Annotated in this window: 9 protein-coding genes; 6 read left to right on the forward strand and 3 right to left on the reverse strand. The window is 72.1% G+C overall.

All coding sequences use genetic code 11. The annotated features are described in order from the left end of the window. Positions 1–695, reverse strand: a 695-nt coding sequence (locus OP86_RS39075) for a hypothetical protein (protein WP_051831067.1), incomplete at its 3' end; no start/stop codon positions are given. A gap of 151 nt (positions 696–846) precedes the next feature. Further along, a complete protein-coding gene (locus tag OP86_RS30955) occupies positions 847–2,289 on the reverse strand; it encodes a glyceraldehyde-3-phosphate dehydrogenase (protein WP_030056040.1) in 1,443 nt (480 codons plus the stop codon). A gap of 323 nt (positions 2,290–2,612) precedes the next feature. On the opposite strand from OP86_RS30955, the gene OP86_RS30960 reads away from it, so the two are divergent. The 5 genes from OP86_RS30960 to OP86_RS30980 all read left to right on the forward strand — a co-directional run bounded on the left by OP86_RS30960 (position 2,613) and on the right by OP86_RS30980 (position 8,940). Next, a complete protein-coding gene (locus tag OP86_RS30960) occupies positions 2,613–3,083 on the forward strand; it encodes a GreA/GreB family elongation factor (RefSeq protein WP_030056041.1) in 471 nt (156 codons plus the stop codon). Positions 3,084–3,343: 260 nt separating this feature from the next. After that, the gene (locus OP86_RS30965) at positions 3,344–4,669 is read left to right on the forward strand and encodes an MFS transporter (protein WP_078588774.1); all 1,326 of its coding nucleotides are present in this window, start codon (positions 3,344–3,346) and stop codon (positions 4,667–4,669) included. Continuing rightward, positions 4,657–5,589, forward strand: a complete 933-nt coding sequence (fdhD, locus tag OP86_RS30970; RefSeq protein WP_078588759.1) for a formate dehydrogenase accessory sulfurtransferase FdhD — start codon at positions 4,657–4,659, stop codon at positions 5,587–5,589. The genes OP86_RS30965 and fdhD overlap by 13 nt, the downstream gene beginning before the upstream one ends. After that, entirely contained in the window at positions 5,590–6,501 is a 912-nt protein-coding gene (locus OP86_RS30975) for a LysR family transcriptional regulator (RefSeq protein ID WP_030056044.1), read from the forward strand. A 102-nt stretch (positions 6,502–6,603) separates the two neighbouring features. Further along, the gene (locus tag OP86_RS30980) at positions 6,604–8,940 is read left to right on the forward strand and encodes an FdhF/YdeP family oxidoreductase (RefSeq protein ID WP_030257641.1); all 2,337 of its coding nucleotides are present in this window, start codon (positions 6,604–6,606) and stop codon (positions 8,938–8,940) included. Positions 8,941–9,090: 150 nt separating this feature from the next. On the opposite strand, the gene OP86_RS30985 is transcribed toward OP86_RS30980, so the two are convergent. Then, entirely contained in the window at positions 9,091–10,392 is a 1,302-nt protein-coding gene (locus OP86_RS30985) for a YhgE/Pip domain-containing protein (protein ID WP_030257639.1), read from the reverse strand. Positions 10,393–11,186: 794 nt separating this feature from the next. On the opposite strand from OP86_RS30985, the gene OP86_RS30990 reads away from it, so the two are divergent. Further along, on the forward strand, positions 11,187–11,624 hold the full coding sequence (locus tag OP86_RS30990) for a winged helix-turn-helix domain-containing protein (protein WP_199815187.1): 438 nt from the start codon (positions 11,187–11,189) through the stop codon (positions 11,622–11,624). The last annotated feature ends 86 nt before the right edge of the window (positions 11,625–11,710 follow it).

Here is an 11,710-nt window from a genome sequence, read left to right on the forward strand (position 1 = left end):
CTGCCTGTCTCGTGGGCTCGGAGATGTGTATAAGAGACAGCCCCGGTGTGCGGCACCACCACCTCGACGCCGACGGCGTCCGACTGCACCTCGCCGAGGCCGGCCGGCGCACCGGAACCCCGCTGCTGCTGCTCCACGGCTTCCCGCAGCACTGGTACGCCTGGCGGCACCGCCCCCGGGTCGGCCCGTGAGCCGGGCCCCGAGCCGGGCCCTGACCCGATCCGCCGCTCCAGCCGGTCCAGCAGCACCTCGCCCCGCCGGTCGGCGAGCCCGCCGAGGAAGCGCTGCACCGGCCCCGCGCCGGGTACGCGCAGGCTCGCGAGCAGGGCGAAGCGCGTCCCGTCGCCCTCCGGCACGGCGGCCATCCCGCCGAGCAGCACCCGGCTCTGCATCAGGCACCACCCGCTGCGCAGCACGATCTCGAACCGCTCCCGGTGCCCGATCGCACTCACCGCGGTCCCCTCCAGCCGGTCCCCGCCCGCGCCGCCGCTCCCGGCGGGCCTGACCTCGAAGGAGCGCAACCCGCCGATCAGCCCGGGCAGTTCACCGGACAGGTCACTCGCGACCGACCACACGTCGTCGAACCCGGCCGCGAGCCACCGCTCGGCGAACAGCGGCCGCCCCGCCCCGGCCGCCGCCAGCACCCGCAGCCGCCGCACCGGGTCCAGCTCGACCGTCGGCCACCCGTCCGCCATCCCCACCCCTCCCAACCACCGGAGCCCACCGCCCGAGGTCACCGCCCGAACCCCACCGCCCGAACGACACCCGGGCACGGTATCGCCCCGAAACGCCGGCGGGGCGGTGACCGATCGGTCACCGCCCCGCCGCACGATCCGAACCGGTGGATCAGACCGCCGGAACCGGGTACGTCGGGTACTCGACGCCCGAGATGTACTGCACGACCCGGACGACCTGGCACGAGTAGCCGAACTCGTTGTCGTACCACAGGTAGAGGATCGCGTTGTCGCCCTCGACCTTGGTCGCGCCGGCGTCCACGATCGAGGCGTGGCGCGAGCCGATGAAGTCGCTGGAGACGGCGTCGGGCGAGTCGATGAAGTCGATCTGACGCTTCAGCGGCGAGGTCAGCGAGACGTTGCGCAGGTACTCCAGGACGTCCTCGCGGTTGGTCTCCCGCTTCAGCTGGAGGTTGAGGATCGCGATGGAGACGTCCGGCACCGGCACGCGGATCGAGCTGCCGGTGATCTTCGCGTCGAGGTCCGGCAGGGCCTTGGCGACGGCCGAGGCGGCACCGGTCTCGGTGATCACCATGTTCAGCGGTGCCGAGCGGCCGCGGCGGTCGGCCTTGTGGTAGTTGTCCAGCAGGTTCTGGTCGTTGGTGAACGAGTGGACGGTCTCCACGTGCCCGCGGAGCACGCCGTACTCGTCCTCCATCGCCTTCAGCGGCGGGACGATGGCGTTGGTGGTGCAGGAGGCGCAGGACAGGATCTGCTCGTCCGGCTTGATCGTGTCGTGGTTGACGCCGTGCACGATGTTCGGGACGTCGCCCTTGCCCGGCGCGGTCAGCACGACCTTGGCGATGCCGGGGCGCAGGTGCTTCGACAGGCCCTCGCGGTCACGCCACCGGCCGGTGTTGTCGATCAGGATCGCGTCGTTGATCCCGTACTCCGTGTAGTCGACCTTGGCCGGGTCGTCGGAGTAGATCACGGCGATCTCGTTGCCGTTGGCGATGATCTTGCTGTTCGCCTCGTCGACGGTGATCGTGCCCTGGAACTGGCCGTGGATGGAGTCACGGCGCAGCAGCGAGGCCCGCTTGACCAGGTCGTCGCCGCCGCTGTTGCGCACGACGATGGCCTTCAGCCGCAGACCGTTGCCCGAGGCCTTCTCGATCAGCAGCCGCGCGACCAGCCGGCCGATGCGGCCGAACCCGTACAGCACGACGTCCTGGGCGGACCGGCGCTCCAGCTTGTTCTCACCGGTGGCGCCCGCGACGGCCCGGGCGGTGAACTCCTCCACCGACAGGCCCCGGTCGTCCGCCTTGTAGGTCGCGGCGAGCATCCCGAGGTCGATCTGCGAGGGGCCGAGGTCCAGGGCGGTCAGCGCGCTCAGGAACGGCATCGTCTCGGTGACCGAGAGCTCCTCGCCCGCTATCTGCCGGGCGAAGCGGTGCGTCTTGAGGATGCTGACCACCGACTTGTTCACCAGGGAACGGCTGTGGCACAGAACGGTGACGTCCCGCTCCCGGTGCAGCCGCCCGATGATCGGGATCATCGACTCCGCGATCTCCTCGCGGTTCTTCCAGTCCGTGAACACGTCGTCGTTGACAGTCACAAGTCCATCTTTCGAGCTGAGGGTGTTGCCCACATGGTAGCTTCGCCCACCCGCGGCCCAACGGCCGGTCCCACCTCACAGCCCCGCACCCCGCACCACCCCCACCCCCCGGACCTGCACGTTCCCGCCCACACCCGCCCCTCACCACCCTCCCGAGCGTGATCACCGCCACCCTCAGGAGCGGCCCCGGAACCCTCGATGGGATCGAACTGGCGGCGGCCGGACCGGTGTTCCGCCCGGGAGGAGTTGCCCGGGGCCGGGTGGGGTGGGGTAATGGGAGGCGGCCGGTGTTTGAGCGTTCCGCGAGAGACCCGGGAGCAGCAATGACCGGTGGTCCCGAACCCATCAGTGTTGAGGGCCTGCACGCGGTGCAGGAGGAGTTGGCGCAGCTGCGGGCCGAGCGGGAGCAGGTGGCCGCGACGCTGCGGGAGGTGGAGCCCGGCGACCGGGCGGATGCGGCGGACGAGTTGCAGCGGGCGTCGGAGGTGACGCGGCTGGACCGGCGGATCGCCGAGTTGGAGGAGCGACTGCGGGAGGCGTCGGTCGCCGGGGAGCCGTCCACGGAGGTGGTGGGCGTGGGGTCCACCGTGACCGTGCGGTTCGCGGACGGCGAGGAGGAGACCGTCGAGGTCTCCGAGCTCGCCGAGGAGCGGGAGCTGACCCTGGTGACGGCCGACAGCCCGCTCGGGAAGGCGCTGCTGGGCCGCCACGCCGGGGAGACGGTGAACTACGAGACGCCGGGCGGCGCGGCCAGCGCGGTCGTGCTGTCGGTGGGCCGCGGCGGCGGGGAATAGCGGCCTCGGGCGGGGAATAGCGCGCTCGGGCGGGGGTGGCCGGCACTTCGCGGAATTCCCGATCGCCCGGTCGGCGATATCCGTCACGCCTTTGACGCGCACGACGCAAATTCCCTTGATAATCGCTGCCTATCATCTCAGAGGAATGTCCTCTTTGACGGGTCTCGACCACGGACAACACACTGGACAAAAGGAATCCAGGAAATCCGAGACCCGGAAATGGGGCAGCGCAGAGCATGAGTACTCCCATGCCCACGCCGATGCCCACGTCCACGTCCACGCCCCGCACTGCCTGGCGCTGGCTCCCGGCGGCCGCCGCCGTGGCCGTCGCCGCCTGGGGCGCGAACCAGTTCACCGCCCTGGCCACCGTCTACCGGGCGCGCACCGACTGGACGGCGCTGTCGCTGGCCGCCATGTTCTCGGTCTACCTGGTCGGGCTGGTCCCCGGCCTGCTGCTGGGCCACGCCGCCGCCGACCGGTACGGCCGCCGCCGGGTGGTCCGCGGCGCGCTGGCGCTGTCGGCCGCCGCCAGCGCCGTCCTGGCCGTCGCGGACGAGCCCGCCGTGTACGCCGCCCGGTCGGCCACCGGCTTCGCGGCCGGGTTGGTCTTCGCGGCCGGGGCGGCCTGGCTCCGGGAGCTGTCCGGGCCGTCCGTCCCGCCCGAGACCGCGGCCCGCCGCGCGATGTACGCCACCGGAGCCGGTTTCGCGGCGGGCGCGCTGGCAACCGGGGTGCTCGCCGAGTGGCTGCCCGGCCCGACGGTGCTGCCCGCGCTCGCCCACACCGTGGGGTGCCTGCTGGTGCTGCGCGCCACCCGCCGCCTCCCCGAGACGGCCGAACCGCCTACTCCAGCCCGGGCCGGTGCCCGTGCCGACGTCGGCGCCGCGGAGGAGCAGCGTACGGCCGTCCACCACCCCCGGTTCCGCTATGTCGTGCTCCCCGCCAGCCCCGCCGTCCTCGGCGCGGCCACCGTGGCGTACGTCGTGCTGCCCCCGCTCGTCGCCGACCGCGTCCCCGGCTATGCGCCGCTGTTCGGCGGCCTGGTGGCGGCGCTGACGCTCACCATGGGCGTGGTCGCCCAGCCCTTCGCGGCCCGTCTGGACGACCGCGGCAGCGCCCGGGCCACCCTCACCGCGGTGGCCACCGTGATCGCCGGGCTGCTGATCGGCGCCCTCGCCGCCGAGCGCGACTCGGTGGGACTGGTGGTCACGGCCGCCGTCGTCCTCGGCACCGGGTACGGGCTGACGCTCGGCGCGGGGCTGCACGAGGTGGAACGGCTGGCCCCGCGGGGGACCGGCCCGACCTCCGCCTCCCTCTACCAGAGCACCACGTCCAGTGGCTTCCTCACGCCGCTGCTGCTCGCCGGGACGGCCGGCCACGCCTCCTACCCGGCCCTGCTGGTGGGCATGGCCGTCGTGGGCGTGCTCTGTCTGGCCGTCACCGGCGTGCACAGCCGCCGCCACCTGCCCGCGCCGGCACCGGCGCCGGGGGAGCCGCCGCACTCGGAACCGGAAAGGAGCGAGGATTCATCCGTACCGTCCGGACCGACACCACCACCGAGGAGCCGCCGACCATGGGCCGAGTGACCGTACCGCGCAGGGTGCTGCGCCTGCGCCAGGGCACGCCCTCGCACCGCCCCGACACCCTGGCCGCCGAGGAGCCGATGGAGATCAGGGTCGGCGGCCGCCCGCTGACGGTGACCATGCGCACCCCGGGCAACGACTTCGACCTGGCGGCCGGCTTCCTGGTCAGCGAGGGCGCGCTGCACGCCGCCGACCAGGTGGCCGGGATCCGCTACTGCGCGGGCGCCACCGCCGACGGCGCCAACACCTACAACATCGTCGACGTCGTGCTCGCCCCGGGCGTGCCCGCCCCCGACGCCTCGCTGGAGCGCAACTTCTACACCACCTCCTCCTGCGGCCTGTGCGGCAAGGCCAGCCTGGACGCGGTGCGGACCACCGCGCCCTGGAGCGTCGCCGGGGACGGGCTGCGCGTCACCCCCGGTCTGCTGTCCGCCCTGCCCGACCGGCTGCGCGCCGCCCAGAAGGTCTTCGACAGCACCGGCGGCCTGCACGCGGCCGGCCTGTTCGACGCGGACGGGCGGCTGCTCTGCCTGCGCGAGGACGTCGGCCGGCACAACGCCGTGGACAAGGTGGTCGGCCACGCCCTGCGGGAGGGCCTGCTGCCGGCCCGCGGCACGGTGCTGATGGTCAGCGGCCGGGCCTCCTTCGAGCTGGTGCAGAAGGCCGTGATGGCGGGCATCCCGATGCTCGCCGCGGTCTCCGCCCCCTCCTCGCTGGCCGTGGACCTCGCCGAGGAGAGCGGACTGACCCTGGTCGGCTTCCTGCGCGGCGAGTCGATGAACGTCTACACCCGCACGGACCGGATCGACACGGAGCCGGCCGACGCCGCCGCCCGGGAGGCCGAACGGCGGGAGACCGGACAGCGGGAGACCGGACAGCAGGGGGCCGGACAATGGGAGACTGAGCACCAGGAAGCCGAGTAGATGCTCTTCCGCCAGCTCGAATACCTCGTCGCCCTCGCCCGGGAGCGCCACTTCGCCCGCGCCGCCCAGGCCTGCCACGTCTCCCAGCCCGCCCTCTCCGAGGCCGTCCGCAAGCTGGAGGACGAGCTGAAGGTGCTGCTGGTCCGTCGCGGCCGCGCCTTCGAGGGCCTGACCCCGGAGGGCGAGCGGATCGTGCTGTGGGCGCAGCGGATCCTGGCGGACCGGGACGCCCTGCGGGACGAGGTGGACGCGCTGCGCACCGGTCTGAGCGGACGGCTGCGGATCGGCTCGGTGCCGACCGCCTCCGGCGCCGTCTCGCTGCTCACCGGACCGCTCTGCGCCGCCCACCCGCTGGTCACCGTGGAGCTGTCCACCGATCTGCGCTCCGAGGAACTGTTGCGCCAGGTACGGAACTTCGAGATCGACGCGGGCATCACCTACCTGCCCGAGCCCGGCGCCGACGGCCTGCGCACGCTCCCCCTCTACGAGGAGCGGTACGTCCTGCTGACCAGCCTCGCCGACGGGCCGGCCCGCCACCCCCGGGCGACCTGGGAGGAGGCGTCCCGGCTGCCGCTGTGCCTGCTGCACCCGGGCATGCAGGGCCGACGGGTCCTGGACGAGGTGTTCGCGGGCCTCGGGCTGGCGCCGACGCCCCGGGTCGAGACGGACTCGGTGGCCTCGCTCTTCGCCCACGTGCGCACCGGGCACTGGGCGAGCGTCGTGCCGTACGCCTGGCTGCACGTGTTCGGCGTGCCGCACGGGATGCAGGCCGTCCCGCTGGTGGAGCCGGTGCACAGCGCGCCGATCGGGCTGGTGATCGCCGCGCGGGAGCCGGGCTCGGTGATGGCCCGCGCGCTGCTGGAGGTCGCCCGGCGCACCGGGATCGCGGGCGTCCTGGGCAGCCTGCCCTGATCTCGACGGCCCGGGTCGCGGGCGGTGACCGCCCGGCATAGCCTCGACCCGAGCGCCGGGTGTCCGCCGGATCCCGACCCCTGCGACGGAAGGCGATGTGCCGTGACCACCTCCGATGACGCCGCGACCGGCGCCGAGACCACGCCCGCGCAGGAGCGGCCCGAGCCCGAGGTGGGGCCCTCCCCCGACGGGGCGCCGCGGTTCGAGCCGTACCACCACCCCGCCGCGGGCTGGGGTGCGGCCAAGAGCGTGACCCGCTTCCTGGTGCGCGAGGGCGCGTACGTGGACGGGCCGCGGGCGGTCATGCGGATGAACCACGAGAACACCGGGTTCGACTGCCCCGGCTGTGCCTGGCCCGACGACACCAAGGGCCTGCACCTGGACATCTGCGAGAACGGCATCAAGCACGTCACCTGGGAGATGACCCGCAGGCGGGTCGGCCGCGAGTTCTTCGCCGCCCACTCGGTGACCGAGCTGGCCGGGTGGAGCGACTTCGCCCTGGAGGACCAGGGCCGGCTCACCGAGCCGATGGTGTACGACGCCGCGACCGACCACTACGTGCCGATCGGCTGGAAGGAGGCCTTCGACCTCGTCGGCCGGACCCTGCGCGAACTGGACGACCCGAACCAGGCTGCGTTCTACACCTCCGGCCGGCTCGGCAACGAGGCGACCTTCCTGTACCAGCTGATGGCCCGCGAGCTGGGCACCAACAACCTGCCCGACTGCTCCAACATGTGCCACGAGGCCAGCGGGCGGGCCCTGCAGGCCTCGCTCGGCACCGGGAAGGGGACGGTCGACCTCAAGGACTGGGAGGTCACCGACGCGCTGTTCATCCTGGGCGTCAACGCGGCCTCCAACGCGCCCCGGATGCTGACCGCGCTCGCCGAGGCGTTCAAGCGCGGCGCGCAGATCGTGCACGTCAACCCGCTGGTCGAGGCCGCGGCGACCCGGACGATCATCCCGCACGACTTCACGGACATGGCGCTGAACAAGTCCACCCGCACCGGCACGCTGAACCTGCAGCCGCGCATCGGCGGCGACATGGCGCTGCTGCGCGGGATGGCGAAGGCCGTCCTGGAGCAGTCCGCGACCGACGACAAGGCGCTGGACCAGCTGTTCATCGACCGCCACACCAGCGGCTTCGACGCCTACCGGGAGGTCTGCGCGTCCACGCCCTGGGAGGAGATCGAGCGCCAGAGCGGGCTGGCCCGGGCGGACGTCCTCAAGGCCGCGCGGATCTACCGCGACGCCGACCGCTCGATCTTCAGCTGGTGCCTGGGCATCACCCAGCACGAGCACGGCGTGGACACCGTCCGGGAGATCGTCAACCTCCTGCTGCTGCGCGGCAACCTGGGCCGCGAGGGCGCCGGGCCCTCCCCCGTGCGCGGGCACAGCAACGTCCAGGGCAACCGGACCTGCGGCATCGACCACCGGCCGGCCGGGGAGTTCCTGGACCGGCTCGCCGAGGTGTGCGGGATCGAGCCGCCGCGCGAGCACGGGCTGGACACCGTCGCCACCATCGAGGCCATGCGGCGCGGCGCGGTCAGGGTCTTCGTCGGCATGGGCGGCAACTTCGCGCTCGCCGCGCCGGACACGCCCTACACCTACGAGGCGCTCGGCTCGTGCGAGCTGACCGTCCAGGTGAGCACCAAGCTGAACCGCAGCCACCTGGTGCACGGCCGCAAGGCGCTGATCCTGCCGTGCCTGGGCCGCACCGAGAAGGACCACCAGCGCGCCGGTGTGCAGGCCACCTCGGTCGAGGACTCCATGAGCATGGTTCATCTCTCGGTCGGCATGAAGAAACCGGCCTCATCGCACCTGCTCTCCGAGCCCGCGATCATCGCCGGGATGGCCCGCGCGGCACTGCCGGACAGCCCCACCCCGTGGGAGTGGTACATCGAGGACTACGACCGGATCCGCGACACCATGGCACAGGTGCTGGACGGCTTCGAGGACTTCAACCGCCGGGTACGGCTGCCGCTGGGCTTCCGGATCAAGCAGCCGGCCCGCGAGCTGGTCTTCCTGACCCGCTCCGGGAAGGCCGAGTTCTCCACCGCCCCGCTGCCCGACGTCGTCCCCGAGCCCGGCACCCTGACGCTGGGCACCATGCGCTCGCACGACCAGTGGAACACCACCATCTACTCGGACAACGACCGCTACCGGGGCGTGAAGAACCTGCGCACCCTGGTCTTCCTGAACAAGGACGACATGCGCGAGCGCGGCATCGCCGAGTTCGACCGGGTGGACGTCACCAGCACCGCCCGGGACGGCAGCACCCGCTCGGTGACCGGCTACCTGGCCGTCCCGTACGACATCCCGCGCGGCTGCGCGGCCGGGTACATGCCGGAGATGAACGTGCTGTGCGCGATCGGCGACTACAGCACCCAGAGCGACCAGCCGATCATGAAGCACCTCAAGGTGACCGTGACGAAGGCCTGAGAACGGCTCATGACCACGGCATGAGAGTTGTTCATGGCGAAGGCATGAGGTCCGCTCATGCGCGAAAGCATGAGGTCCGCTCATGCGCGAAAGCATGAGGTCCGCTCATGCGCGAAAGCATGAACGGACCTCATACCGCTTTCCGACCGCTCAGTCGGTCGGCTGGGGCGTCCAGCGGTGTAGGCCCTTGCGGTCGTAGTAGCGGGTCATCCCGAAGCCGAAGGCGAGGGCCAGCGCCACGCCGATGGCGATCATGATCCAGCCGCGGGCCAGCCCGGCGTCCCCCCGGGCGTCGAAGAACAGGATCGCCCGGATGCCGTCGCTGAGCTGGCGCATCGGCTCGAAGACGCTCAGGAAGCGGTAGAAGCCGGGCACCGCCTGGAGCGGGACGGTCGCGCCGGAGGAGGGCAGGGCCAGCGCGATGAAGACGAACATCGACACCAGCTGCCCGATCCCGCCGAACGCGGCGTTGATCGCCTGCACCCCGAGGCCGACGGCGAGGCTGGCGCAGTAGGCGAACAGCCAGAGCATCGCCTGGTGCGGGGCGTCCATGCCGAGGATGCCGGCCGTGCAGATCAGCACCAGGGAGGTGGTGAGCAGCATGATCCCGGCCGTCATGACCATCTTGAGCAGCAGGGTCTGGGTGCGGTCGATCGGGACGGTGGGGCGGCGGGTGTGCCAGGGGCCGATCTCGCTGTCGGTGTAGCCGAGGGCGGTGTCGACGCCGCTGTGGATCATGTTGCCGCCGATGAAGCCGGTCAGGACGGCCAGCAGGGTGAAGTAGAAGGCGCTCAGGCCGAGGCCGCTGTGACTGCCGATCGGGTGGCCGACCTGGGTGGCGACGGCGATCGGGTCGGCGAGCAGCAGGCGGGCGGTGGCTCCGGTGTCCGGGCCCGGGGCGGGGGTGGCCGGCAGGGCGGCCAGCAGCTCGCGGCCCGCTGCCCGGGAGGCCTGGTGGGCGGCGTTCTGGGCGATCTGCGCGGCCATGGAGGAACCGAGGCTGCCCAGGCTGGGGTTGGTCAGCACGGTCACGGTCGGGCGCTCGGTGGCTCCGCCGGTGACCAGCGCGGTGACGGCGGCGGTGAAGTCCTTGGGGACGAGCAGCGCGCCGTAGACCTTGCCCGAGGCGAGCTGCTCGCGGAGCCCGGCCTCGTCCACCTGCCGCCAGTCGACGGTGCCGGCGGGCGTGCCGGCCACGATCGCCTTGGCCAGCCGGGTGCCGAGGTTCTCCGGCTGACCGGGCGGCGGCGCGCCCCGGTCGGCGTTCACCAGGGCGATCGGCAGCCGGTGCAGATGGCCGGTCGGGTTCACGATGCCGCCCATGTAGAGCAGCGAGAGGACGACGGCCAGCAGGCCGCACAGGACGGTGGGGAAGAGCCACAGCTTCGGGTGCCGGGCGAGTGCCAGCGCCCGTGCCTGCCGGGGAGCCTCCTGGGAGCCTGCGGTCGCCATGCCACCCCTCGGGTTCGGGCACAACCTGGTGCCGCTTCAGGTACGGCGGGTAGTCGTTCCGTGGCGGCCGGGGGGCCAAACCCGCGTCACCCGGGCGGTCGCCACCCGAACCACGAAGGTAAAGGTTCTACCAAGTACGCAAGTATCGGTCTTCGCCGGGACTAAGCTCTGACGAGTTGGGGTGAACCGGTGGTCGCGTCGCGCGGACCGGTGAACTCCTTGCCGTGTCGATGACTCGCACCACGGGGTGCGCCGGCCGGGAGGAGGCGAGAGACATGGAATGCAGTAGTCCGGGCCACAGTTGCCCCTGCCCACGCTTGTCCTCGTACACCTCCGGCACGCGGTAACGACCTTCCCTGTCCGTCGCTCTGACGACACATCGACTCAGCACGCGGCTTCACCATGCCCACAGGCGCCATGAGGCGCGCTCATGGGCGGGCTCATGAGACCTCCTCATGGACTGGCTCATGAGGAACGCTCATGCGCCGGCTCTCGGCCCGGCTCATGAGACTTCCTCATGAGCCCGCCGATGAGGCTCCCTCATGGGTGAGCCCATGAGACTCCCTCATGGGCCGCGCACCGCCGCGCGCCGATGCGTCGTGCCCGCGCACAGGGAAGCACCGCCGCGCGCCTCCGACCACCCCGCTCGCCCGGGGCCCACAGGAGGAACTCATGACCACCCACGCCACCCTCGACCCCCAGGCGCCCGCGCCGCGTTCGGCCGCGCTCAACCACTGACCCGCCGACCGGCCCAGCATTCCCGTCAGCCCGAACTCCCCGAAGGAGCATCCGCCATGGTCGTGCGCTACCCCAGGCTCGACGCCATCTTCTCGGACCACACCTCGGACCACACCGCAGCCGTCCCGAAGTCCGCCACCGGCACCCGCACCCGCACCCGCACCCGCACCGTCGCCGCGGCCTCCGCCGTCGGCACCACCGGGCTCGTGGTGGACACCGAGCAGCGCACCGCCACCATCGACGGCCGGCAACTCGCGCTGCCGTACCTGGAGTTCGAACTCCTCGCGCACCTGGTCGGCAATCCGCTGCGGGTGCACTCCCGGCGCCAGCTGATGGAGAACGTCTGGGGCCGCCCGGACACCGGCGACAGCCGCACCGTCGCCACCCACATCGCCCGGATACGCCGCAAGCTCGGCCCCGGGCACCGGGAGGCCATCGCCACCGTCCGCCAGATCGGCTACAAGTACGACCCCCGGCTGGCCCGCACCTCCTAATGCTGTTGTCAAGCAGCCGCTGTGACCGGGAGTCCGCGTTGGAAGCACTGTCCGTCACGAATGAGAGCCCACAGGACGTTCACTCG

The sequence above is a fragment of the Streptomyces novaecaesareae genome, from assembly GCF_000716875.1.
Classification (GTDB): domain Bacteria; phylum Actinomycetota; class Actinomycetes; order Streptomycetales; family Streptomycetaceae; genus Kitasatospora; species Kitasatospora novaecaesareae.